This window comes from Clostridium chromiireducens (assembly GCF_003575225.1).
Lineage (GTDB): Bacteria > Bacillota > Clostridia > Clostridiales > Clostridiaceae > Clostridium > Clostridium chromiireducens.
Genome location: NZ_QXDJ01000004.1, coordinates 513,877 through 537,232 on the forward strand (window position 1 = coordinate 513,877; position 23,356 = coordinate 537,232).

26 protein-coding genes and 1 riboswitch are annotated in these 23,356 nt (G+C 30.2%); of the genes, 8 read left to right on the top strand and 18 right to left on the bottom strand.

Translation table 11 applies throughout. The annotated features are described in order from the left end of the window. Window positions 1-31 precede the first annotated feature (31 nt). The 4 genes from D2A34_RS18140 to D2A34_RS18155 form a co-directional block, all read right to left on the bottom strand. Entirely contained in the window at window positions 32-523 is a 492-nt protein-coding gene (locus D2A34_RS18140; protein ID WP_079441663.1) for a prolyl-tRNA synthetase associated domain-containing protein, read from the bottom strand. A gap of 238 nt (window positions 524-761) precedes the next feature. After that, window positions 762-1,355 (bottom strand): glycerol-3-phosphate 1-O-acyltransferase PlsY, encoded by a 594-nt coding sequence (gene plsY, locus D2A34_RS18145; RefSeq protein ID WP_119367501.1) that lies wholly within the window; start codon window positions 1,353-1,355, stop codon window positions 762-764. A gap of 473 nt (window positions 1,356-1,828) precedes the next feature. Continuing rightward, entirely contained in the window at window positions 1,829-3,778 is a 1,950-nt protein-coding gene (locus tag D2A34_RS18150; RefSeq protein ID WP_119367502.1) for an oxidoreductase, read from the bottom strand. A gap of 150 nt (window positions 3,779-3,928) precedes the next feature. Beyond that, window positions 3,929-5,176 (bottom strand): L-lactate MFS transporter, encoded by a 1,248-nt coding sequence (locus D2A34_RS18155; RefSeq protein WP_119367503.1) that lies wholly within the window; start codon window positions 5,174-5,176, stop codon window positions 3,929-3,931. 287 nt (window positions 5,177-5,463) lie between these two features. On the opposite strand from D2A34_RS18155, the gene D2A34_RS18160 reads away from it, so the two are divergent. After that, window positions 5,464-6,009 carry a PadR family transcriptional regulator gene (locus tag D2A34_RS18160; protein ID WP_119367504.1) on the top strand — a complete coding sequence of 182 codons (546 nt, stop codon included), beginning with the start codon at window positions 5,464-5,466 and terminating at the stop codon, window positions 6,007-6,009. A 423-nt stretch (window positions 6,010-6,432) separates the two neighbouring features. Here the strand turns inward: D2A34_RS18160 and D2A34_RS27285 are convergent, their stop codons facing one another. From D2A34_RS27285 to D2A34_RS26860, 9 genes are all read right to left on the bottom strand, one after another. Further along, window positions 6,433-6,588 (bottom strand): hypothetical protein, encoded by a 156-nt coding sequence (locus tag D2A34_RS27285; protein WP_243128359.1) that lies wholly within the window; start codon window positions 6,586-6,588, stop codon window positions 6,433-6,435. A 17-nt stretch (window positions 6,589-6,605) separates the two neighbouring features. Further along, window positions 6,606-6,842, bottom strand: a complete 237-nt coding sequence (locus tag D2A34_RS27290) for a hypothetical protein (protein WP_243128360.1) — start codon at window positions 6,840-6,842, stop codon at window positions 6,606-6,608. Between the two features lie 98 nt (window positions 6,843-6,940). Beyond that, window positions 6,941-7,726, bottom strand: coding sequence for an ATP-binding protein (locus D2A34_RS18170; RefSeq protein WP_341467262.1), 786 nt, complete (start codon window positions 7,724-7,726; stop codon window positions 6,941-6,943). Then, complete coding sequence (locus D2A34_RS18175) at window positions 7,614-8,399, bottom strand: hypothetical protein (protein WP_119367506.1); 786 nt, start codon at window positions 8,397-8,399, stop codon at window positions 7,614-7,616. The genes D2A34_RS18170 and D2A34_RS18175 overlap by 113 nt, the downstream gene beginning before the upstream one ends. Before the next feature lie 46 nt (window positions 8,400-8,445). Then, entirely contained in the window at window positions 8,446-8,634 is a 189-nt protein-coding gene (locus D2A34_RS18180; RefSeq protein WP_242966157.1) for a DUF1540 domain-containing protein, read from the bottom strand. 50 nt (window positions 8,635-8,684) lie between these two features. Continuing rightward, entirely contained in the window at window positions 8,685-8,825 is a 141-nt protein-coding gene (locus D2A34_RS26855) for a hypothetical protein (RefSeq protein ID WP_169896847.1), read from the bottom strand. A 497-nt stretch (window positions 8,826-9,322) separates the two neighbouring features. Continuing rightward, window positions 9,323-10,075 carry an ORF6C domain-containing protein gene (locus D2A34_RS18185; RefSeq protein WP_079441437.1) on the bottom strand — a complete coding sequence of 251 codons (753 nt, stop codon included), beginning with the start codon at window positions 10,073-10,075 and terminating at the stop codon, window positions 9,323-9,325. 74 nt (window positions 10,076-10,149) lie between these two features. Next, window positions 10,150-10,356 carry a helix-turn-helix domain-containing protein gene (locus D2A34_RS18190; RefSeq protein WP_079441436.1) on the bottom strand — a complete coding sequence of 69 codons (207 nt, stop codon included), beginning with the start codon at window positions 10,354-10,356 and terminating at the stop codon, window positions 10,150-10,152. A 592-nt stretch (window positions 10,357-10,948) separates the two neighbouring features. Then, window positions 10,949-11,113: a hypothetical protein gene (locus D2A34_RS26860; RefSeq protein WP_160361345.1), complete on the bottom strand. Its 165-nt coding sequence runs from the start codon at window positions 11,111-11,113 to the stop codon at window positions 10,949-10,951. Window positions 11,114-11,470: 357 nt separating this feature from the next. On the opposite strand from D2A34_RS26860, the gene D2A34_RS18195 reads away from it, so the two are divergent. After that, window positions 11,471-11,788, top strand: a complete 318-nt coding sequence (locus tag D2A34_RS18195; protein ID WP_079441435.1) for a hypothetical protein — start codon at window positions 11,471-11,473, stop codon at window positions 11,786-11,788. Window positions 11,789-11,867: 79 nt separating this feature from the next. Here the strand turns inward: D2A34_RS18195 and D2A34_RS18200 are convergent, their stop codons facing one another. Then, window positions 11,868-13,127, bottom strand: coding sequence for an HD-GYP domain-containing protein (locus D2A34_RS18200; protein ID WP_119367507.1), 1,260 nt, complete (start codon window positions 13,125-13,127; stop codon window positions 11,868-11,870). A gap of 140 nt (window positions 13,128-13,267) precedes the next feature. After that, complete coding sequence (locus tag D2A34_RS18205; RefSeq protein ID WP_119367508.1) at window positions 13,268-13,993, bottom strand: TMEM165/GDT1 family protein; 726 nt, start codon at window positions 13,991-13,993, stop codon at window positions 13,268-13,270. 150 nt (window positions 13,994-14,143) lie between these two features. Continuing rightward, a riboswitch (yybP-ykoY riboswitch) is annotated at window positions 14,144-14,261 on the bottom strand. 268 nt (window positions 14,262-14,529) lie between these two features. Here D2A34_RS18205 and D2A34_RS18210 point away from each other — a divergent pair. The 4 genes from D2A34_RS18210 to D2A34_RS18225 all read left to right on the top strand — a co-directional run bounded on the left by D2A34_RS18210 (window position 14,530) and on the right by D2A34_RS18225 (window position 15,945). Continuing rightward, window positions 14,530-14,754 carry a DUF1659 domain-containing protein gene (locus D2A34_RS18210; RefSeq protein WP_079441432.1) on the top strand — a complete coding sequence of 75 codons (225 nt, stop codon included), beginning with the start codon at window positions 14,530-14,532 and terminating at the stop codon, window positions 14,752-14,754. 103 nt (window positions 14,755-14,857) lie between these two features. After that, the gene (locus D2A34_RS18215; protein WP_079441431.1) at window positions 14,858-15,076 is read left to right on the top strand and encodes a DUF2922 domain-containing protein; all 219 of its coding nucleotides are present in this window, start codon (window positions 14,858-14,860) and stop codon (window positions 15,074-15,076) included. Window positions 15,077-15,211: 135 nt separating this feature from the next. Continuing rightward, a complete protein-coding gene (locus tag D2A34_RS18220) occupies window positions 15,212-15,538 on the top strand; it encodes a hypothetical protein (protein ID WP_079441430.1) in 327 nt (108 codons plus the stop codon). Between the two features lie 89 nt (window positions 15,539-15,627). Next, window positions 15,628-15,945, top strand: coding sequence for a hypothetical protein (locus D2A34_RS18225; RefSeq protein ID WP_079441429.1), 318 nt, complete (start codon window positions 15,628-15,630; stop codon window positions 15,943-15,945). A 39-nt stretch (window positions 15,946-15,984) separates the two neighbouring features. Here D2A34_RS18225 and D2A34_RS18230 read toward each other — a convergent pair whose 3' ends face one another. Continuing rightward, the gene (locus tag D2A34_RS18230; RefSeq protein WP_119367509.1) at window positions 15,985-18,330 is read right to left on the bottom strand and encodes a sensor histidine kinase; all 2,346 of its coding nucleotides are present in this window, start codon (window positions 18,328-18,330) and stop codon (window positions 15,985-15,987) included. Window positions 18,331-18,725: 395 nt separating this feature from the next. On the opposite strand from D2A34_RS18230, the gene D2A34_RS18235 reads away from it, so the two are divergent. Further along, window positions 18,726-19,769, top strand: a complete 1,044-nt coding sequence (locus D2A34_RS18235) for a galactose ABC transporter substrate-binding protein (protein ID WP_079441427.1) — start codon at window positions 18,726-18,728, stop codon at window positions 19,767-19,769. A 48-nt stretch (window positions 19,770-19,817) separates the two neighbouring features. Here the strand turns inward: D2A34_RS18235 and D2A34_RS18240 are convergent, their stop codons facing one another. Next, window positions 19,818-20,756 (bottom strand): helix-turn-helix transcriptional regulator, encoded by a 939-nt coding sequence (locus tag D2A34_RS18240; protein WP_119367510.1) that lies wholly within the window; start codon window positions 20,754-20,756, stop codon window positions 19,818-19,820. A gap of 127 nt (window positions 20,757-20,883) precedes the next feature. On the opposite strand from D2A34_RS18240, the gene D2A34_RS18245 reads away from it, so the two are divergent. After that, window positions 20,884-21,336 (top strand): VOC family protein, encoded by a 453-nt coding sequence (locus tag D2A34_RS18245; RefSeq protein ID WP_119367511.1) that lies wholly within the window; start codon window positions 20,884-20,886, stop codon window positions 21,334-21,336. A gap of 221 nt (window positions 21,337-21,557) precedes the next feature. Here D2A34_RS18245 and D2A34_RS18250 read toward each other — a convergent pair whose 3' ends face one another. After that, complete coding sequence (locus D2A34_RS18250; RefSeq protein WP_119367512.1) at window positions 21,558-23,288, bottom strand: methyl-accepting chemotaxis protein; 1,731 nt, start codon at window positions 23,286-23,288, stop codon at window positions 21,558-21,560. Between the last annotated feature and the right edge of the window lie 68 nt (window positions 23,289-23,356).

Here is a 23,356-nt window from a genome sequence, read left to right on the forward strand (position 1 = left end):
ATATAGATATAACATTCCCTAATTATCTACTCTAAATTTCTATGTATTCAAACTTGTTTTCATGCCATTTAAGAAACTTCTCAAAATCATCATAAGAAACTCCTAAGGTAGCAGTATTAACATTTGGATGAAAATTAATAGGACTTTTATTGACAATATCCTTATCTATAAGAACCATAACTTCGCTCTCTTCATCATTTATTAAACCAAAAGGGGTAACAGAACCTGGCTTAAGCTGAAGATATTTAAATAGCCTTTCTTCTGACGCAAAAGATAATCTGCTGCTGCCAATTTGATTTGATAAATTTATTAAATCAACTTTTTTACTCTCATCTAAAACCACTAAATAATGAACATCACCTTTTCTGTTTCTAAGAAAAAGATTCTTACAATGTTGTCCGGTAATTTCTAGCTCTAATTCCTTCGCCTCTTCACAAGTATACACCGGCTTATGTTCATATTTTATATAATCAATTTCTAATGAACTCAAAATATCATATACTCTCTGTTCATTTGTACTCATAATTATAACTTCCTTTCAAAAAATATGCTGTGATTACTAATTCTATAGATACAACTAAACGAAATTTAATACACATTTATACTAGCTGTATAACTCAATCTAATCTCAATTATAGCATATTTTGAAAATCTTGCTTACTTAACTTTATTAGTTTTCACTATTAATCTTCTTAAATTTATAGTCGCTACAAATAGAAATGTGGCCGCCATCCATTTAGAACCTTTCAGCTTTTTAAGCTTTATTTTTCTTCTTTATTAACAATCCTTATTAGATTGTCTTTATGTCTAACTACCATTAAAATACAAGCTATAGTAGCAGAAAATATTATCGCAATAGGTAATTTCATAATAATGCACATAATAGGTATTGTTACACCTATAGAAATAGATCTAATAGAAACTATTCTTGTAATAAATCGCAATATAAAATAAACTGCAACTCCAGTTAACGTTGGAATTGGTGCAATCAATATAAATGCTCCAAGAGTTGTATTTACTCCTTTTCCACCCTTAAATTTAAGGAATGGTGTATAATTATGTCCTAAAATTACTGCTATGGCAATTATAGAAACATAAGTATTTTCTGACACTGGCAACTCTATAGTCTTGGCTAAATAAATGCCTAAAGCCACAGGAATTACTCCCTTTAAGATATCGATTATCTGAGTAATAATAGATATCTTAGTTCCTGCAATTCTTTTAACATTTGTTGAACCTATATTTCCACTGCCTTTAGTTCTTATATCAATTTCACAAAACCTTTTAGTAAGCAAGTATCCAGTTGGAATTGAACCACACAAAAAAGATACTAAAATTGTTATAATAATAATCATTTCATTCACCCTAAATTCATTCTATTTTGATTTATATTATCTAACTATTTTAATAGGTTATAGTTTGATTTCATGCTTATTATAACATAATTCACAAAACATCACATCAATGATTCAATTCTCCTCTTATTGTGTTGCCCCTAAGTATAGAACCAGTTGGTCTATGTAAAATTACTATTGGATTTTTTCAGTAAAAGTTGTTCCATTTTTGCTTGTCCTGAGCTTTCGCTCAAAATCATATAAGAATGGTGCAACTTTTACTGTTAGAAATTCACTGAAACTTTCTCAAACAATCAATTAACAGAATGACTTTTCTTTCAGTTTGATATACCACAACATTTAAACTTAGCACATCTTTGCACAAAAAAATCAGATAAATGTTTGTGAAATAAACATTTATCTGATTTCGGTTATTATTGGATGAAGTTTAAGTATAGGTACTTATCTATTTTTTCAAACCTATAATCCAATGCTTAGATATCAAGCCCAGCATGGTATCCTTGATATACTGCAGTCGTTATAGTTGATGGACGTACACAATCTCCAATTTCTCTAACCCAAAGTGCAGATTCAACTAATTCATCTACGACCTTTCTTCTTGCTCTTTGTCCTAATGCACAAATTACTGAAGTACCTGGTACAAGATGTTCATTGCCTTCTGAATCAGCACATAAAACTCCTTCTTCTGTTACCTTTAAGCCTTTATATTCTGTATGCACATGAATATTATTCTTTTCGATTTCTGATAATAAAATTGGACGATGTCTTATGTTTGCATCTGGAGCAAGTTCAGGTCTCATTTCTACTAAGTGTACAGTTTTTCCTTCTTGTGCTAAATGTATTGCTGCTTCACAACCTGCAAGACCTCCACCAAGAACTACTACTTCACTGCTAACCTTGTCTTTTTCTATATAATAGTCATTAACAACTACTACGTTATCGCCATCTAAACCTGGGATTAGCGGAACAAGCGGTTCTGAACCAACTGCTATAATTAATGCATCAACATTTTCGTTTTCAACATATTCTTTTGTAACAGTTGTATTTAAACGAATTTCAACACCAGCATCTTCTGCTAATTTTCCAAGGGTAACACCTAATTCATACATTTCATACTTAAATGGAAGTGCTTGTTCTCCCTTAAGTATTCCACCTACCTCATTAGATTTTTCACAAAGGATTACCTTATGTCCACGTTTTGCAGCAGTTATTGCAGCTTCGAGTCCTCCTGGTCCACCACCTGCTACTAAAACTTTACGTGAAGTTGCCGCCGGAATAATTTCTGTTCCTCCAAGTTCACGTCCAATTAATGGGTTAACTGTACAACGTCTTGTAGATGTCATAGCACGTTCTGCCATACATGTAAAACATCTTAAACATTTTACAATATCCTTATCACGATTGCTCATAACCTTTTGTGGAAGCTCATGGTCAGCCAAAAGTGCACGAGCCATTTCAACAACATCAGCTTTTCCACTAGCTATGATTTCTTCCATCATTTCTGGATCATTTAAACCACCAAGTGTCGCAACTGGAACACTTACATGTTTTTTAATTTCTGCTGCAAGATAAACATTTGATCCATGTGGTAAAAACATAGAAGGATGCGTTAGACCAAATCCTCTTTGGTAAGTTCCTGCAGATACATGAAGTAAATCTACTCTTGATTCAATTAATTTAGCAATTTCAACACCTTCTGCAAGATCATATCCACCTTCAAATAATTCAGAACCACTAAATCTAAATTCTATCGGGAATCCTGGTCCAACAGCTTTTCGTACGCTATCAAGAACTTCCTGAGCAAAACGAACTCTGTTTTCTAATGAACCACCGTACTTGTCTGTTCTCTTATTAAAATAAGGTGATAGGAATTGATTAATTAGCCATCCATGTCCACCATGAACCATAACCATTTCAAATCCTGCTCTTTTAGCTAGTGCAGCTGTATCTCCATAAGCTTTTACTATATCATCTATTAATTCTTGAGTAAGCTCCTTTACTTCACGACCATCTGGACGAACTCCAATGCTTGGTCCCCACTGAGCTAGTCCATCTTTTTTATTCTTGTCAGTTAAATAAGTTCCAGCATATTGTCCTGAATGAGATAACTCTACGCTGGCAATTGCTCCATGACGACGGATAGCATCTGCTGTGTAAGTAAAACTTGCAAGTGAACCTACTGTTTGAAGATCTAAATGATACATATGTGAAGCTTCAGTTTTAGGATGAACCACAACCTCACTTACAGTAACTGAACCTGCCCCACCCTTAGCTCTTAATTCATAAAAAGCTGTAGATGCAGGCCCAATAGTACAATCCGCTGTAATATCTGTTCCTCCCATAGGAGCTGAAAACATTCTATTTCTAAAAGTTACATTTCCAATTTTTATTGGCTTACAAAGGTTTGGATATTTTCTTTCCATAATTCTATTCTCCTTAATCTATTGTTTAGTAAAGTTTTTCTGTAAATTTCTCACATGATTCCTTGATAATAACTATATTTTCTAATTAATTCATATCTAAAAGTATCAATCATTGTCTAATAATTAACACGCAATTGTTTACATATTCGCTTATTTATTAGTTGAAATTGCTTTTTTATGCATATAGCGATAAATAAAAGTTAATGCAAAGCCAATAACACACATAACTGCAGCTATTAAAAATGCTCTTTGATAGCTATGATCAGCAGCATATACATTTCTCATAACTGTTGGTCCAAAGTAACCTGATACTGCAAAACCAATGAACATTATTCCAAAGTTAACACTATTATTTTTAGCGCCAAATTGATCTGCTGTGAATCCAGGGAAAACCCCCATAAATGCACCAAAGGATACACCTACAATTACGATACCTACATAAAATTTAGTTACATCTCCTTGACCCGAAAAATATAAACATGTAAGACCAATAACAGCAATAATAAAGGCAATAGTAAGCGTATTTATTCTACCAATTTTATCCGAAAGATAACCTGCTATAATACGGCCGCCAGTATTAAATAATGCTAATATAGAAACTACTGTAGTTGCAGCTGCAACTGGCATTCCAATCATACCTTGTGCTAAAGGTGAGGCCATTGAAGAGCACATTAATCCAGTGAATGCACCACATAATAATACTAAAATCATTACATAGAACGTAGGACTTGCAAGCATTTCTCTCCAATTCTTATCATTTTGATTTGACTTACTACCCTGGGATACTGGTGGTGTCCACCCCTCAGGAATAAATCCTACAGGACATTTATCAATGACAAACGAACAAACACAAACAATAATTAAGAATGTTGCACCGATTATCTTAAATGCTGCAGTTACTCCAAAATTACTGATCAGTATGTTTGCAACTGGTGGTACTATTACTGAACTAAACCCATAACATGCAGTTGTAATACCTCCAACAAATCCACGTTTATCTGGGAAAAACTTGATAGAGTTACTTATTGTACATCCATATACCATTCCAATTCCAAGTCCAGTTATGATACCATAGGCTAACACTAACATACCTAATCCATTAGCAAAACCTGATAAGATCATACCTCCACCAAAAAGCAACCCACCAACAAAGATAACTTTTTTAGGTCCAAATGTATCATTAATTCTTCCACCCGAAATCATTGTTATAGGTCCTACTGAATTAGTAACAGTGAAAACGATTGCTAGAGCTCCAGCAGTCAGCGTGGCTCCAGTAACTTGGCTCAAATAGCTTGCCATAGGAGCTGCAAATACACTCCAAGCATACATTGAACCAATACATAAATTGATAAAACAGCTTGCGATTAAAATAATCCATCTTTTTTTTGTTAATTCCATAAAAAATCCCCCTTGCTATTTTTGTTAATATTATCACAATTTCATGTTAATAATATCACAACCAAATAAACATGTAAATATGAATATATAAATATTTATATGTTTATTATTATATATTTATTTTTATATACTATTCAAAATATGTTTCATTAGATATACTTACTTATAAGTAGTTATTTAACATATTCTCCTGCACTCAATTTCAATCAATTTTTTATACTTTGACAAAATTGTAATCTGAGAAAATCATGTTATAATAACTAGACGCCAAAGAAAGAGGTGTGTTTATGAGAACACTTAAATATGCAATTTTAGGATTATTAAATAGAAAACCAATGACTGGTTATGATATAGGAAAAGAATTTAATTTTCAATTAGCGGAATTTTGGAGTGCAAAACATAGTCAAATATATCCAGAACTAAAAAAATTGGTGGATGAAAAACTCATAGTTTATGATATTGAAATTACTGGAGATGTTTTAGAAAAAAAAGTTTATAATATCACAGAAAAAGGCAGGAAAGACTTTTTAAAATGGCTAAAAAAAGATGAGCCTATGGAACAGACTCCAAAGAATGTTTTTCGCCTTAGAATGTACTTTTCAAATAATTTAGAGATAAGTACTAGAATCTATTTATTAGAGCAACAATTAGAGCAGCACCAAGACAGACTAACTTTCTTATACACCCAGTTAGATCCTTATGATGGTATTCCCCCTGTTGATAGTGATGCATTTGGAGACTATCTTGTTCTAAAGGGCGCCATTATACGAGAAGAATCTTCAATCAAATGGATAAAGCTTTGCATTGATTGTTGTAAAAACGGCACTAAATAGGATAAATAACAAACTAAAATAACCCACGGCAATTTTATTTGCCGTGGGTTTCATTTTTACCCCCCTAGATAAACATCTATCCTATTTATACTTCGAGATATGCATACACCAGAAAGAAAAGGTATTCTTTTGCGCAGTGCTGCATTGAGAAAATTCCTATAGGATTTCTTCAGTAAAAGTTGTTCCCTCTTTGCTTGTCCTGAGCTTTCGCTCATGAGCATACAAAAATGTATGTAACTTTTGCTGGAATAAAATTCTCATTCAATTTCCAAACATGCTCTAGATAAACACAAACCTGATTTATACTTTGAAATATACACTAAACCAGAAAGAAAAGGTATTCTTTTGCGCAGTGTTGCATTGAGAAACAGAATACCTTTTCTTTCGGTAAGCTATATCTTAACTCTAAGTAAATGTGTTTATCTAAAGATACTTCTCCATTTTTGTTGCAGCTTGTTTTTCTAATTGTTTTACTCTTGGATATGACAGGTGCAATTTATCCTGAACTACATAGTATTTTCTGTGCTGTATATGAACAATCTGAATCACTTTTCTTTCATCCTCTGTTAAAATAGTCATTGCATTTTCAATTCTTTTTAATTCCCTTTTTTACTTGCCTGTTCCCTATATAATTTTTCTTTATTCCCTATTAATTCTTCTTGCTGCTGTTCAACTTTAGAGATGTTCTTAAGATTCTCCTCCATTTTATCTTCTTTATTCATTCGATTTATGGCTTCTAGTTCTTCTTCAAGCTCCTCAACTCTTAAATCTATCTCATGAATATCTGCTAAGGTTTCCTTATATTTTCTCACTCTATCTAAAGTACTACTCACGAAACTCACTCCCTAATCTTTTTCATAGCTCTTTAAATATTCTGCCTAAAAGCTTTTAAATGACTTTGTATTTCACATTAATCTATAAGATTTCATCTTTATTTTAACCTATAATTATTTTTTGTACCTTCAATTTCAACTATAAAATCTTTAGCCATTTCATATATTCTGCTTCCTATAGCCTCATCAAAGCTTAAAAGTTTTTCAATTGTAAATTCTGTTGAAACTATTATTGGCAAATGATTAAGATATCTATAGTTCACAAGCTCGAACATTATATTAACGTCAGTTTCATTTACTTTACCCTTGTACAAATCATCAAGTAATAAAATTTCACAGGTTTGATATCTGCTTAGAGTTTTCTTATAAAACTCTTCATCCAGCATGTTCTGCTTAAGGCTTGTAATAACATCCCTGTAAGACATATAAATAACCTTTATGTTTTTCTTCAGAAAATTATTAGCTAAGGCCAAAGCGATGTGAGTTTTGCCGCTACCTGGATTCCCACAAAACAAAATTGAATTTCTTCTCTCTCCTCGTATTTCATTAAAGCTTTTATAATAATCTGTGGCTTTAGCTTTCATCTCTTTTGATTTCATTGACCATTCTTCAAAATTGCTGAAATTCTTATTAAAGTTATCAATATTAATTCCACTGTTATTCCATAGCCTTTTTACCTTCTCTATTTCCAAGCACTTGCATGGAGTCATTAATGGCTGGGAATTTTCTTGCCTTTTAATAATAAAACCTGTATCATTACATAATTCACACTTACATTGGCTCATCCCTTTCAAGATGGGTACTTGCTCTTGGTCTCCATTCTGGTATTTTGATGTTGAACTTTCTCTCACTTTTTGCATAATTCTGTCCATAACACTCTCCATAACTCTCCTCCTTTAATGGATATATTCCCTTCCAACAGTGTTCTATGCTATTTTCTAAAATCCTAATTTGAATCTTTTCATCTTGAGAAAAAGCTTTTAACTTTGATAGCATTATTGTCAAAGCTTTATGTGTCATTGGCTTTCTTATCTTCTGTCTCATATTCATAAAATCCATTATGCTTTCTCTCAAACTATCATTTTGTGTAAATTCACCTATATATATTTTATTCTTATCATTCTTATAGTTCTTTTCATTCTTGTTAGTTGTTAATTCTTTGTTAGAGGCTTGTGGTATATTTGTTAGTTCTTTGTCAGCTTCTTTGTTAGTTTTCTCAATACTGCCTTGGTAAAGCCCCCAATTTGTTATCTTTATAAACCTCCCTGTTTTTGTTACTTCTTGTGTTAAAAATTCATATTTTTCAAATCTTTTAAGGGCTGTCCTAACATTTTGAACAGAAATACCAATGCCGCTTTTCTTCACAATACTTTCTAGGGATGTAACAAGTTCTCCAGGCTTTGCTGTAAACTTTTTGCCTCCCCATTCCCATTCTTTTTCTTCATGATTCGCCATACTTAAAAGAGTAATAAGAATAACCTTTTGTTCTAATGTAGACTTAATCCAAATAGCCTTATCAAAAAGACATCTATGAATCTTAAACCATCCTCCACTCATTTTCTCATCTCCTACATTGTTTTCTAATATTTATCTCTATGGCAGATTAAATAATATAAGTATCTACCTCTCTCCCCTTTTCACACATCCAAAAGGAATCATATTGATAATTACTGCATTTTAAACCCTCTAGTTCCTCATTGTCTTCTTCATAATCAAAGCTTTTAAGCTCTATTGTTTCTGCTCTACATATTCCATCCTTATAGTTTTTACAGGTTTTCCAATGACATTTCACTACCAATTCGATTTCCCCCTCTTAGCTCTTAAATATAAAAAATTCCCCTCTCATTTCTCCTTTACAGCAAGTTCCTTATTGAGTTCCTTCATTTCATCATTTAACATATCTTTAAAGTCTTTAAGTTCCTCTTCTCTTACATCCCTTTTTAATCTATCAACAACTTCCAAACCCCTAAAAATAGTTCCCAATTTCTTTCTCCACCCTTGCAATAAATTATTCTTTCTTTCTATATTTCATGATTTTTAAATCCTGCGAAACAATATTCCATTAAGTGCAAAGAATATTTCTGACTTACCAGTTCAATATACTCTCTTTTATCTTCAGATTGGCTTTTCTACATGGATATTCATAATAATTATTGGTTTATTAGATAAAAGAATTTACAAATCTATTAGAACTTTATGTGGATATCTTATCTAGAAATCAGAAACATTTTTGTACCCACAAGGGGTATAATATGCAGCAGGCATTTGAAAATGAGCTGCTGAAGGTTATTAATGGCTGATTGTTCCACTTAAACTTGTCCAAATGAATATTTGGAGCAAGTTTAAGTGGTGGCAACCTGGCATTTATAACCTTCCAGCAAAATTTTCATAGCCATGCGAAATTATTATGCCCTTTAGGGTGCAACAATGTTTCTGATTTCGGTAAGTCACCACCTAATTCTAAGTTACAGGATGTTTATCTACACCACCGCCAAATCCAAACTTATTTCGCTGTTTAGTAAGGTTATTTGATTTACTAAAACTGTTGGAGGTTTATATTCTTCTATTATTTTCTTAGCAATTTCAAACTGGCATCTCTTTATGGCTTCATATCTTTCTACACCAAATTCTCTTCTAAGCTGATGTTGAATATCTGAATAAACCTTTGATCTTAATGAATTATTATTGTAGGCTGGTGTTTTATATCCACCTAAGGCCTTTATTCCAACCTTTCTTACTAATGCTTGAAGCTCTTTGCATTCAATACTATAAAGGGGAACACTGTTTTTAAAATCATCAATGTGAGCTTTTATTTCATCAATCTTTGTATAATATTCTCTTAACACTGCAATCTGCGTTTCAAGTTTACTTGATGTTACTAATTTATTTTGTGATTCTTGATTTTCACTTTCTATTTCTTCAAATTTCTTTACATACTTTGCTGAAAATAATATTCCTTTTTCCCCTTGAAATTTATTAGCAATAAAATCACAACCTATTTTAGTGAAAAGATAAGATTTGTTTTCTCTTCCGCTGCTGTCTTTATAAGAACTTAATATAAAATAATCACTCACCACAAAATTGTGGTCAGTAAGAATCGGGATAATTCCCTTATACTTACCATCCTTTGTCCCTTCAAGCTTCTCAATTATTTTATAATGCTTTACCCCTAACATATCTGCAATTTCCCTGCTATCAATGGTTTTTATCACAGTTTGTACTAGTTCTTTCATAATATCTTCTCCTTCACTTTTATTGATTAAGCTTGACCTGTTAAACATGAATTATTAGATTTGATTTATTAACTCTATTCCGCTATCCTAAAATCTTTAAAGATTTCATCTACTGTGCAATTATACAAATCAGCCAATTTTTTCATAACTTGAGCTGATGGAATTGACCAGCCTTGTTCCAGTTTATAAAATGTACTTCTGCTTATATTTAGAGCCTCTATAACCTCTTTACTTTCAAGGCCCAAATTAAGTCTTCTCAGTCTTATTGGCGTTAATTTCATCTCTCCACTTCCCCTTCACCCACTACTTATCATTATTTACTCCTTGTCCTAACATACTTATATTTTATCAGTTTTACTGATATTTTTAAAATCTTATTTTATCATAAAAACTGATAATTTTGGCAATTATATGGATATTACTTATACTTCCTTTAATTTTCTTTAATTTACCAAATATTTTATAGTCAACGCTAATAGCTGTCATATCTACTAACAAATTGCACATTGACTTATAATAATAATTTATAAAACAATTGATATTAGACCGATAATATTACCGATAAACCTACTGATAATTTTGCCGATAATTTAATTTATAAAATATAGATATCCAATTAAAAAACTTAAGATATATATTATTAAATAATCAGTAAAATCTGAAAATTATTAAATGCATAATTCTGTTTTCTAATCTCGAAACGTATATAGATATCCCAATTAAGAGTTTGATTTATACTTTGAAATACTTTCCATACCTTCTCTTTCGGTTGGTTATATGCATAAGTCTAAGTCATAGTCTGTTTATCTATAAATTTGAGCACGAAAAAAGACCTGAGTTTTAAATTACAGGTCTTTCATCTAGATAAACTAACTATTTAATTTTTCTAAATGGTATAACAGTATCTCTTTTGTCTGCAGTTATATCATAATCTTCTTTAGCATCTTCCTTAATAATATCTAAAGAATCTTTTTCTCTTATTAGCCTCATAAGATATACAATTTTTTCTTGATATCTTTTGAATGATTCAGTGCTCATCTATAATTCTCCTTTTGAAAAAACTAATTTAACGATAGCTTATCCCAATAGAAATAAAATATTCCTCAATAAAGAAACTTTGGCTTATAAAAAATTGCCTATCAATAAAAAAAAGAGCATTACTCCAAGGTTAGATAATATAAATCATGAAATATCAGTTTTAATAATTTCATAATATATATATTATGTGAAAACTTATAAAAGTCACTCTATTTTTATGTAAATTAATAAAAGTATTTTCTTATTTTATTAGAATTTTTAATGAAAACATGAGTTTGTATAAATTATATTTTTAATTCACATAATAAAAGTTGAAATATTTCATTTATTTACACTAATTTAAAAGGAGTTAAACTAATGAAAAAATTTATTGCTATATTCTCTATTTTTTTATTTTTATCATTTAATATAAGTGCAGTAACAGCTATGGCTGAAACCAAATATTTAGATCAGGGATTTTACAAAGTTAAAGATATAGGTTTACTTACTGGTTCTTCCTATAAAGTACGGAATGCGTCACCTACTGGCCGGGCTATTGTAATGGTCTTTGATGGGAATCAACTGATGCAGGAATTTTTAAGACTAGAACCAAACTCTCAAAGTTTTATTCTTAAACCTCTTGATTTTGATCATATTGTGATAATTGTTGGTGGTGGTAAGGTTGAGTTTTCCTAAAAATACATATTCTCATTTTAAATGGCTAAAATAAAACCACTTATCTAAAGATGAAATCTACACCTTTAGATAAGTGGTTTTATACTTTCATAGCATCCATTATTTTTAATTTCTTATCTATATATTCTGATTTACTAAAAACATAATCAATATCTTTAGTTATTTTAATATCTATAAATCCATCATCAATCATGTTATTTAATATTTCCATTGCTTTTTCATGGGATAGTCCCTTTCTGTACGGTCTCTCCTCAGTAAGTGCTTGATAAATATCAAGACAAGTCATAAGACGTGAATTAAAATCTAATTCTTTATTCCCCATGCCAATAGGATATCCTTTTCCATTTAACTTTTCATGATGATTTGAAGCCCATTCAGTAATCTCCTCAAATCCTTTTATTTCTTGCAGAGCTAATCTAGTGTAATCCGGGTGTTTCTTAATAATACTAAACTCTTCGTCAGAAAGTTTGCCCGGCTTGTCTAATATATAGTTTGGGATCGCTAGCTTACCAATATCGTGAAGATCAGCTGCAATAATTAACTTCATCTTTTCTTCTTGCTCTAAGTCATAAAAGTCTGCCATAATAGCGGCCTTTTCCGATAAACTTTGAGAATGTTTTTGAGTATATCTAGATTTAGAGTCAATAATTTTTGATAATACATTAGTTATATTATGAATTTCTTCGAAAGATAACTCTAAACTATACTCAGGAATTTCTTTCTTTAATGCTATACTAACAAAATCATTTTTCAAATTTATCCAAAATTCTTCATCTTCAGTGACTTTTAAAAAAGCTTTTATAATTCTTGAAGAAAACGATATATTTTCTTGATGTGCCACAAATTCATAAACTTTATTCCGCATATCATGATTATTATTTTGTAAATCAAAACTCTTTTCTAGAGCATCAGCGATTGCTATAATTTGCGAGATTAAAGGAATTTCCTCTCCCCTTAAGTTAAAGAATCCTGTGCCATCATACCTTTCATGATGATACTTAATTATATTTTTCACATTGGTCAGTAGTGGATAGTTTTTAATATTCTTTTCTCCAATTGTGCAATGTTCTTTTACACCTTCTAATAATGCTGCATTTTTCAATTCTTTTGTAGCTAATTTTTTATGCAGACTATACTCACTTAATCCATTATCATGTAGCATTGCAAGCGCAGCTACATCATGGAGTTCTTCAGAACTTAATCCCATTTCTTTAGCGATACTAATTGAAATATATGCAGTTCTTTTTCCATGATTAGATGTCATCCCGAGAATATCCATCTCTACAAAGTCCAAAGCAAATGAAACAGCCATAAAAAATTCATTTAACCTAAATAACATAATTATCCTCCTTATTACATTAAACTTATCTTTTGTATAAAAAACGAAAATAGTATAAAAATATTTTATACTATTTTCGGTATTTTTACTAGAAAATTAGTTCCTTTACCAATTATGCTATCTGCTGTTATAATCCAATTTCATAAAGCTCTCTTTTTAATTTTTTCTTCTTTCGCCAATTCATCTTTCTTATTTAATGCTATATCACATACCTGACCAAAGTATGCAAATTTTACTCCAAAAAGATAAATAAGTACTCCCATAACAACTAAGTATAAAGCTAAATATATTGGTCCTAAGAACGCTGCTGGAGCGGCATTATATAATGTTAATGTTCCAAAGAACATAAATATTACGCCTGCTACCCATTTTATATATACCTCTGGTATATGCCTGCACATCCATGCTCCACCTAAAATACCTATACCGTCAGCAATAAGCATTCCAACCGTCGTTCCCATTAAGATAAGTAATGGTTGTTGATTTTCTGCCGCTATGGATATTGTCATAAGTTGTGTCTTATCTCCCATTTCTGCTATAAAGAAGGCAATTGCAACCGTTACTATAGGTCCAAACTTTACCTTTTTATTCTCTTCATCGTCTAGTTTATCTCCCCGTATTGTCCAAAGGCCAAAAACTAGAAAAGATACTGCTGCTATAATCTTTATCAAATTCATTGGAATTATAGTGCTTACATAACTTCCAACCGCAACTGCCAATGCATGATTTAATATAGTTGCAATTAGAACTCCAATCAATACGTGTTTAGCTTTGTATTTACTTGCCATGGCCATAGCTAAAAGCTGAGTTTTATCCCCCATTTCTGCGACTACCACTAATAATAGTGCCTTAATAAACACTCCCATATTTAACACCTCCAAATTATATTAATTATTAATTTTAGTTATCCCCCTTCTTGCACTTTTTTATAAAAAAATAAAGACCTTCAGCACAATAAAGCGTTTTGTCATAGATCCTTTTTGATAGATTTTATCAAAAAAGGTTTATAACCTAACACAAATATTGCGCTAAAAGTCTCACTTAACTAAAATTAGTTACGATAAAGCCAGACCTAAGGTCAGTATGTTGACTTTATCACCTTTTAAAAGGCAGTTACTCCCTTTTAACTTTAAATTATTTTCAATATTTTAATTTTATATCAAATCTCATCCACTGTCAATAATTTCCTGCTTATCACTATATTCCTTTTTATAGAATGATACTTTTTCATCAATGCTGATAATCTCTAAATAGATAAACCACTTCCGACCTAGACTTGTTTAGCAATTCACCGAGATTATAAAAATTACTATTTCGAAATTTAAATTTTTTTATATTTCATGGTAATTTTGAAATAACGTCATATATCCTATATGAAACCAATTTGAAAGGAGTGAAAGCAATGGCTATAACAAAAGTTCCAGAGTCTACTGCTCTTAGTATTGAAATTCAAAGTTCAATTGATAAAGCAGGCGATCCTGTATACACTAAGAAAACTTTTTCTGGTGTAAAAAATGATATTGATCCTCAAAGTGCCTATGATGTTGCTGAAGCAATAAAAGCTGTTCTAGCTGCAAGTACTAGAGACACTTTTATAAACTCAACTGTCAGCTTAATCAACGCGTAAAACAATTCTTAATTACTAATCTATGCTCATTTTGATAGTACATCGGTATTTGCATTATTAAAATTAATTTGGAATTGATTTTAATAGAAAGGAGGAAATTTACATGGAATATGTTTTGACAATGACTTTCTTAACTTCTGGTGGGTTAAAGTCTACATTATCTATAAATGGTGTTAAACCAAATCTTTCAAAAGATCTGATAAATTCTTTAATGGATATTATAGTTGCAAAAAATGTTTTCTTAACTAAATCTGGTGAGTTAGTAAAAAAAGAAAGCGCTCAAGTGACTGAAAGAAAAATCACTAAATTTGAAGTAGCTTAATGCTCTTTTAATAGAAAATAGAACCATGCGTGATAAGCATGGTTCTATTTTTTATAATTGAATATATTTCTTTTACCTTCACATAATAGAAATTGAAACATTGAATTTTTAGAATCATGAAGGGTGGCTGATCCAATGAAAAAGTTTCTTACTTTATCCTCTATCTTTTTATTATTATTATTTAGTATTAATACAATTACTGCTGTCGCTCAGGTAAACCAATCAAAAAGATTCAAAGAAGGTTTTTATAGTATGAATGATTTAGGGTTATTAGAGAATGTTTCTTACAAAGTCGAAAATGTCTCTAATTATAACGGATTCCTTGTAGTATTTGATTCTGAGCAAAAAATACAGCAAGCAATATCATTAGAGCCACACTCAACAAAGCATCCTCTTAAAACCATTAGAAATACCGACAGAGTTGTAATATTGGGTCAAGGTGAATTAATTTTTTCTTATTAAAATTCAAAAGTTCTTACATTTAAGGTTTTTTACTATCCCACATCATTAACCAGTTGTTTATTACTGAAATCTTGAAAGGAGCTAATTTTATGAAGAAATTAATTACTATATTGTCTATTTTTTTATTAATATCATTTACTATAAATACAGTAACTGCCGTAGCTCAACCTAAAATATATTCGCAAGGTTTTTACACAATGAAAGATCTTAATCTCTCTGAAAATACTTCTTATACTGTTCAAAATAATGAACCTTATGTTGAAGGTCTACTAATTATTCTTGATTCTGATAGAAAGATACAGCAACTTATACGTATACCACCTAGCTCAACTAAAAATCCTATAATTCCTCTAAAAAGTGACTACAAATTTATAATATATGGTAATGTTAAATTAATATTTTCTTAAAATGCACTCTCATAATGTAATAATATTACGGCTTATAGATTATAAATATATGTCTGAAAACTCTACATTAGTAATTTGCACAAGACGGTTATCATTCATAAAATCTACCATTAGCTTTTCATTTTGTTCCTCTAGTGCCATCTCATCAGGAAGCAGAATTATAAAAGTTGTACCTTTGCCAAATGTACTTTCTACAGTTATACTGCCTCCTAATGCTTCAACAAACTTCTTTACCAATGATAAACCGATTCCTGTGCCCTCTGCCTGCCTTGATAACGAACTATCTACCTGTCCAAACTTTTCAAATATTATATCTATCTTATCCTGTGGTATACCTATTCCATTATCCTTTACTTTAACGCATATATTACCTTTTAAAGAATTCATACTCACAACAATAGATTTACCTGCCGGTGTAAACTTGATTGCATTAGAAAGAAGATTTAGGATTATTCTTTCATATTTTTCATCATCTATTCCTATTGTCTTTTTTGCGAGCTTAGATACAAATGTTATCCTTACTTTCTTCCTCGAAGCATATTCATAAACAGATTCAGTAATAGCTTTTGTGAGGAAAACTATATCTATATTCTTTTTATTAATCTTAATACTTCCTGCATTCGCACGTGTGATATCAAGGAGGTTATTAACCAGCCTTAATTGTCTAGAAGTATTCTGTTTAATAGTTCTCATATAATCTTTTATTTTATCTGTCATTTGATCTGCATAAACAAAATTCAAAGTCTGTATAGCCGTGTTTATAACATTAAGTGGTGTTCTAAACTCATGTGAAATAACTGATAAAAAATCATCTTTCATCTCCATCGCCTTCTCAAGCAATTCTTTCTGCTCTTTAATATGCTTCTCATAAAGAACTCGCTCTGTAACATCACGACAAATAATAATTCCTAAACGAACTTCACCCATCTCATCAAAAACAGGGGTTGCATTAAAATTAAAATATATGTTATTGTCTCCGTGCTTTACAACTACCGTCTGATTCTCAACTTTTTCACCTCTTATGACTTTCATAGAAGGAAAATCGTCAAGTGTAATGATTTCACCTGTTTCAGTATAATAAGTTTCACCTGCTTCAAGCGACTCTCCTACTTTTTCAAGTGCCCTACCAAGCAAAGTGGTATTCTTTGTATATTTCGCAACCTTTTTGTTTAACATTATATAATTTCCGTTTTTATCTACAACAGTTAACCCCTCTGATATATTTTCTACTATGATTTCTAATTGTTCTTTTTGCTGTTTTATGATCTGATTTTGAATTCGTAATTCCTCTTCTATTCTTTTACGCTCAGTAATATCTCTATTTGTTTCAAGAATAGTTTGGTGTCCCTTTTCATCTACTATTAGCTGAAACCTTGTCTCTACTATAAGTTTGCTGCCATCTTTTCTTGTATGTTCTATCTCACCACTCCAAAGCTCTTCCCTTAAAAGTATAGATTTTATCTTATTAATATCAATTGGAAATATGGTTTTTAGGAGTTCGTGACCATTATATCCTATAGCTTCTTCTTTACTATAACCATACTTTTCCTCTGCTCCCTTATTCCAATATATTATGTCGCCGTCAAGTCTCCAGGCCAAAATAGCTTCACGCGAAAAATTTAATAGATTAGCCTGCATTTTTAACTGTTCATTCTGCTGCTCAATAACCTTCGCCTGTTCTTCCAACTTCTTTCTATTTAAAACTTTTTCTGTTATATCTGTTGTAATTTCAATACAATATTTAAAAATTCCATTCTCAAATACTGGAGCGAGACTAACTTCCCAATATGTTACTCCTCTTTCAAATTTAAACATATATTCATCAATATAAGCCGGTTTTTCTGTTAGGAGTACATTTCTCCATATATCTTCAGATGAACTTCCGATCCACCCTGAAATAATTTCGTGCATTTTTTTACCTATTGAATTTTCTCTCCTGTTAAAGGGCTTATCAAAAAAATCCAGGTAAGTCTGATTGGCTCTTAGTAAAGTTATATCGGGTGCACTAAAGATAGCAATGCCAAGTACATCATGAGAAAGCAATGCTTCTACAGCTGGCAATTTAACATCCAAACGTAAATTTTTCTTCTCAGAGAAAACGTATACTTTTTTAAAAGTATCTTCATTAACAGTTATATTTACAAACCTAGCATCTAATGATTTAGTGAAAAGAAAATACTCCTTTTCCCCATCAACATTTTTTATCTCAATGCTAGGACCGATTCTTAAAATGCTGAATAATTCATTAATATTTTTATTTAATAACTCTTCCATTGAGTATTCTGTCATATCAATAAATGATTGACTAATTTCAGTAGCAATTTCATTGTTTACAACTATATAAGATTTCCCATCAATACAATCAAATGAATCATAAAACTTCATAATAATTCTCACTCCCAAAGTTTAGACTTTTTTCCTTAGCACAATTATACATATATACTATATTACCATGTTATTCCACACGTTTCTACCATGTATTACCACTATATTTATTAAAATAATCAAAACTATTTTGTATACTTATTTCAATATTTGGAATAATAATACTGAAACCTAAATTTTTTTCATAATTTATTTATAGACTCCTCATTGTAGGGGTCTTCCCCCCCCATTTAATTCGGACTTTTTCAGTATTGAAAATCATTCTTCTTCATCTTCTTCAAAATAATCCTTTTTTGTTTCATAAAATTAATGAGATATGTATAAAGACGAATAAATTCTATAAATATAGAAAATCTATAACTATACAATCAAACCACAACCTATGGAGGATTAAAATGAATATATTAAAGAAGCTGATTTCAGCCATTATAGTTATGCTATTGTTATCAAATATAATCCCATATAATGCATATGCTCTACAAACCTCTACTAATGAACCGGAACTTAAAGTAGCTGTATTCATAAATAATTTTGACGATTTATTCCTCTATGAAATTAAGAGAAATTTAGAAGATATCCAAGCTGAAAATGAGAATAAAGTTCAATTTACTTTTTTTGATGCAAAAGAGAATCAAGGCTCACAAAATGATAGTATTGAAAAAGCACTTACTGAAAATTTTGACCTTTTTGTATTACGTCCGGTTAGTAAAAATATAAGTGATTTTGAAGGCACTTTTAATAAAATACAACAAAAAAATATTCCGTTAATTCTTTTATACGAGAAAACTTCATCAATAGTAAATTTACTTAAGCGCTACCAGAAAGCTGTTATTATCGATACGAATCTTGTTCAATCCGGGATTCTAGAAGGTAAAATCCTTGCCAATGCCTGGAATGCAAATAAGGAAGTCTTAGATAAAAATAAAGATAATATAATGCAATATATTCTGATAAAAGGTCCGTCTGATAGCAATATAACAACTATAAGAAGTAAGTATTCAATTCAGACAGTTAATGAAGCAGGAATAAAAACTCAGGAACTTTCATCGGTCACCTGCAACTTTCTAGAAGAATGTGCAAGGACTTCTATTGAATCACTAATTTTAAATTACTATGGCAAAATCGAAGCAATAATTGCTAATAGTGATTCTATGGCAATAGGTGCCATTAAAGCACTTCAAAAATACGGCTACAACAAAGGAGACATCTCTAAATATATTGCAGTTGTTGGAATTGACGCCTTGCCAGAGGCTAAAGAATTAATTAGGCAAGGTGCCATGACAGGTACTGTTGAGCAGCACCCACGTGAACATGCAGATGCAATTTATTCTATAGGAATGAATTTAGTTTCTGGCAAGTCTCCTCTCAGTGGCACAAATTATAAATTTGATGAAACAGGAATTGCAATCCAACTACCTTATTTTGAATATGTTAAATAAGTGTAATTCTTTAATTATATGGCTTAATATTTTTACTATAGATAAGTTTTAAATTTCTTCATAATGATTTAAAATCTTTTTAATTTTTTCATGAATAATGGATTTTAACGATTGTGGTTTAACTGACTTAATAGAAGTACCATATCTAAGAAAATATTCAGATATAAAGTCTTCTTCACCCTTATTAAAAAATCCCTTTATAATTGTCTTTGTTCCTAATTCTATTTTCATAGTGGGATAATTTTCCTTATAAAAAATATCTTTTGCACTATCTAAAATTTCTATTTCAAACTGAATACTTTTATCAGATTTGTAAAACTCTAAAGGAGAGTTTATTAATTTTTCAATTGGAAATTCTAACTTATCATTACTAAACTCTAATGAGGTTATTTTATCACATCTAAAAACTTTGTATTTATTACTATCAAGCTCTATTCCACTGGCATACCACTGTCCAAATTTAGAGGAAATCTCAAAAAACTGTATATGATAATTTACAGTTTTATTATTTTTCAAATACTTAATCTTACAACTTACTTCATTAATAACACTTTCTAGAATCTTATCTAAGAATTGACTAACACTATTATGCTTAGATGCTTCAAATTTTAAGACCTTTTTCATCTTATTAATTTCTTTTATTTGTTCTCGTGATAGGCAGCTTTCAAATTTTTCATTTAGTTTCTCTATACTTAAATGAAAAGGCGTAGACTCATATGCTTTAAGTGTGAGCATTGCAAAATATAAAGCGTATACCTCATCTATGGTAAATATAATAGGTGACAATAATCTATTTTTCAATATAACATATCTTCCGTATCTACCTTGCTCTGCGTAAATAGGCATTCCCAATTCTTCTAATGAACTAATATCACGTAAAGCTGTACTTTTTGAAATGTTATATTTATTCATTAAATCACTTAAATTAAAGTAATCAAAGTCATTTAAATATATCATCATATGGTTTAATCTTTCTGATTTTTTCATATATCCTCCATTGTAAAATTTTCCTGAATAAAGGTTTCATATTTTGACACCTTTAAGTATTATACTCTAATTATATCAATAATATAGTCATTGATATCTAATTAATTATACGAAGGAGATTAATATTATGAGTACAACACTAGAAATTGCTATTTTCCTTTCAATGAATGGAGAAGCACAAGATGCTATTAATTTTTACAAGAAACACTTTAATGCAGAACAGTTAATGATTGTAACATATGAAGACCTGGCAAAGATGGGCGATAAATCAATAGAAATTAATGACGAAAATAAAAATCACATCTCTCACTCTATTTTAAAAATAGGTAAGACTAAAGTTATGATGAATGAAAATCCAATGGATACTAACGAAAAGTACAAAGCTGGTAATAATACCTCGCTATGTGTTCAAAGTGCTGATTTGGAAGAAATCCAACAATTCTATAATAGCTTGATTACAGATGAAAGAGTTAGAATAATTGTACCATTAGCGAGTAATATATTTAGTAAAGCATATGGTATTATTGAAGACCCCTTTGGTATTCAAATTCAATTATGTTTTGATGAGAGGTTAAAGTAAAAATTATTCTTGTGATAAATAATAATTAAAAACTCTATCATAGTTATTGAAATATATACTAAGATAGAGTTTTTTTTACAATAGCACTTTAAATTATAATAATTTAAAATGCTTCAGCTATAGGTATAGTTTGTATTACCTTACACAAATAATTTAATAGATTTTTTTATGTACAATGGCATTATAATTAAAATGAATCCAAGCAATAAATATAAATATAGTTATATGCTAAAATTTAATACAAGACTATTTAAATGCTTCATACCATGTTTTAAATTCTCAGTTTCAATTTGCACATCATTTGAATTATTTTTTATATTTAATATTTTGTCAGCAACTTCACTTGTACCCGTTGAACATTCGTTATTTGCTGTTGATATTTCCTTTAATGATTCTGTTATGGTTTTTATTGATGCCAAAAGTTCCTCTGATGTTGCACTTAAATCTGATACTAGATTCTTTATGTACAAAGCATCTTTCTCATAGTTTTCTCCAACTAAAACTGACTCTTTATAACTATCTAAAACTTTTGTTTCAATATATGTTAATGTTTGCTTAGAGACATCACTAAGATTATTTACAGCCTCAAATATTATATCAACTACATTATGTATTTCATTTACAGTTATTTTTGAATTCTCTGCTAATTTTCTAATTTCTTCTGCGACTATAGAAAATCCTCTTCCAGCTTCTCCTGCTCTGGCTGACTCAATAGCTGCATTTAATGCTAAAAGGTTAGTTTGCTCAGAAATATTAAAAATTGCATTAGTAAGCATTTTGATCTTTTCAACACTTTTAATTTTATCTAGTGCTTCATTCATTGCTTGTTTAATTGATGAATGTGCTTCGGTAGCTTGCCTTTGAAGCATTACAGAACCATCTTTAAGTGCACTTGCCCTACTATTAATTTTATTAGCTGATATAGCTCCATCTTGTGCTTTATCAGATATATGTTCTACTGCTGTTTCTATTTCCTCGGAAATAGCATTTATTTCCTCGGTTGATGCAGCAGTTTCTTCAACCTCTGCTGACAATTCTTCAATTACAGCAGAAGCCTCTTCTAAATTCCCCGTAATTTTTATAATATTATTGCTAGAAATTGTGATAACATCATTTATGTTCTTTGTTTCCATCATTATAGCTTGTACAATTTCTTTTAAAGAATTATGCATTTCATTAGTAGCTCTTGTTATATCACCTAATTCGTCTTTTGAATCTAGCCACTTGTCAGGTATGCTTCCTCTAAGATTTCCTGTTGAAATAGATTGTATATGTTTTTTTAAGAATGATAAAGGAGATGTAATGCTCTTTATTATATACATACAAAATGCAACAACAGCTATAATTATAATGAAAGCTATCAAAATTGACATAATATAATCAAACTTAAGTTTATTATTAACACTTTCTTCAATTGATAAATTGTTCTTATTTGCAAGTTCTACGACTTTATCAATAGAATTTCTGTGATTATTATATAACTCTTCTAATTTATTATTTAATATAAATTTTGCATTCTCTTTATCTCCATTTTTTATACACGGAATAAATTCGTTATTTAAAACATTAAAATATTCCTCAGCTGATTTATATGAATCTTCCACAAAAATTCTTTTCATTTCACTTTCAGGTAAATCATTAACCCATAACTCGTGATGTTCATTATAGTAGCTTTCGAGTTTTTCTTCATATTTAGCTAGTTCTTCAATCTTACTTTTATCATCTTCATTTAATAATTCCAATGCTGTAAGATGTGATTCTATTATGTACTCTGGAGGTGGAAGTATATCTGATATTAGATCTTTCCCCATAATTATTTGTTTATATGTATATCCATTGATTTTTGTATCAGTTATAACTTTATTTGTATAAAATCCAAAAACTGAAAATCCTAAAATAAAAATAATAATTAACAAAAATAACTTATATTTAATCTTCATATCTTTTATCATAAATTTAGCCCTCAACTCACATGATTATTTTATGTTTTATTCCCCAATTCTTATTTGCTATTTCGTAT

Excerpts from the sequence above, each read along its gene's own strand:
- D2A34_RS18140 (WP_079441663.1), bottom strand. The coding sequence starts at position 523 with ATGAGTACAAATGAACAGAGAGTATATGATATTTTGAGTTCATTAGAA.
- plsY (WP_119367501.1), bottom strand. The coding sequence starts at position 1,355 with ATGATTATTATTATAACAATTTTAGTATCTTTTTTGTGTGGTTCAATT.
- D2A34_RS18150 (WP_119367502.1), bottom strand. The coding sequence starts at position 3,778 with ATGGAAAGAAAATATCCAAACCTTTGTAAGCCAATAAAAATTGGAAAT.
- D2A34_RS18155 (WP_119367503.1), bottom strand. The coding sequence starts at position 5,176 with ATGGAATTAACAAAAAAAAGATGGATTATTTTAATCGCAAGCTGTTTT.
- D2A34_RS18160 (WP_119367504.1), top strand. The coding sequence starts at position 5,464 with ATGAGAACACTTAAATATGCAATTTTAGGATTATTAAATAGAAAACCA.
- D2A34_RS27285 (WP_243128359.1), bottom strand. The coding sequence starts at position 6,588 with ATGACTATTTTAACAGAGGATGAAAGAAAAGTGATTCAGATTGTTCAT.
- D2A34_RS18170 (WP_341467262.1), bottom strand. The coding sequence starts at position 7,726 with ATGGAGAGTGTTATGGACAGAATTATGCAAAAAGTGAGAGAAAGTTCA.
- D2A34_RS18175 (WP_119367506.1), bottom strand. The coding sequence starts at position 8,399 with ATGAGTGGAGGATGGTTTAAGATTCATAGATGTCTTTTTGATAAGGCT.
- D2A34_RS18185 (WP_079441437.1), bottom strand. The coding sequence starts at position 10,075 with ATGAAAGAACTAGTACAAACTGTGATAAAAACCATTGATAGCAGGGAA.
- D2A34_RS18190 (WP_079441436.1), bottom strand. The coding sequence starts at position 10,356 with ATGAAATTAACGCCAATAAGACTGAGAAGACTTAATTTGGGCCTTGAA.
- D2A34_RS26860 (WP_160361345.1), bottom strand. The coding sequence starts at position 11,113 with ATGAGCACTGAATCATTCAAAAGATATCAAGAAAAAATTGTATATCTT.
- D2A34_RS18195 (WP_079441435.1), top strand. The coding sequence starts at position 11,471 with ATGAAAAAATTTATTGCTATATTCTCTATTTTTTTATTTTTATCATTT.
- D2A34_RS18200 (WP_119367507.1), bottom strand. The coding sequence starts at position 13,127 with ATGTTATTTAGGTTAAATGAATTTTTTATGGCTGTTTCATTTGCTTTG.
- D2A34_RS18205 (WP_119367508.1), bottom strand. The coding sequence starts at position 13,993 with ATGGGAGTGTTTATTAAGGCACTATTATTAGTGGTAGTCGCAGAAATG.
- D2A34_RS18210 (WP_079441432.1), top strand. The coding sequence starts at position 14,530 with ATGGCTATAACAAAAGTTCCAGAGTCTACTGCTCTTAGTATTGAAATT.
- D2A34_RS18215 (WP_079441431.1), top strand. The coding sequence starts at position 14,858 with ATGGAATATGTTTTGACAATGACTTTCTTAACTTCTGGTGGGTTAAAG.
- D2A34_RS18220 (WP_079441430.1), top strand. The coding sequence starts at position 15,212 with ATGAAAAAGTTTCTTACTTTATCCTCTATCTTTTTATTATTATTATTT.
- D2A34_RS18225 (WP_079441429.1), top strand. The coding sequence starts at position 15,628 with ATGAAGAAATTAATTACTATATTGTCTATTTTTTTATTAATATCATTT.
- D2A34_RS18230 (WP_119367509.1), bottom strand. The coding sequence starts at position 18,330 with ATGAAGTTTTATGATTCATTTGATTGTATTGATGGGAAATCTTATATA.
- D2A34_RS18235 (WP_079441427.1), top strand. The coding sequence starts at position 18,726 with ATGAATATATTAAAGAAGCTGATTTCAGCCATTATAGTTATGCTATTG.
- D2A34_RS18240 (WP_119367510.1), bottom strand. The coding sequence starts at position 20,756 with ATGAAAAAATCAGAAAGATTAAACCATATGATGATATATTTAAATGAC.
- D2A34_RS18245 (WP_119367511.1), top strand. The coding sequence starts at position 20,884 with ATGAGTACAACACTAGAAATTGCTATTTTCCTTTCAATGAATGGAGAA.
- D2A34_RS18250 (WP_119367512.1), bottom strand. The coding sequence starts at position 23,288 with ATGATAAAAGATATGAAGATTAAATATAAGTTATTTTTGTTAATTATT.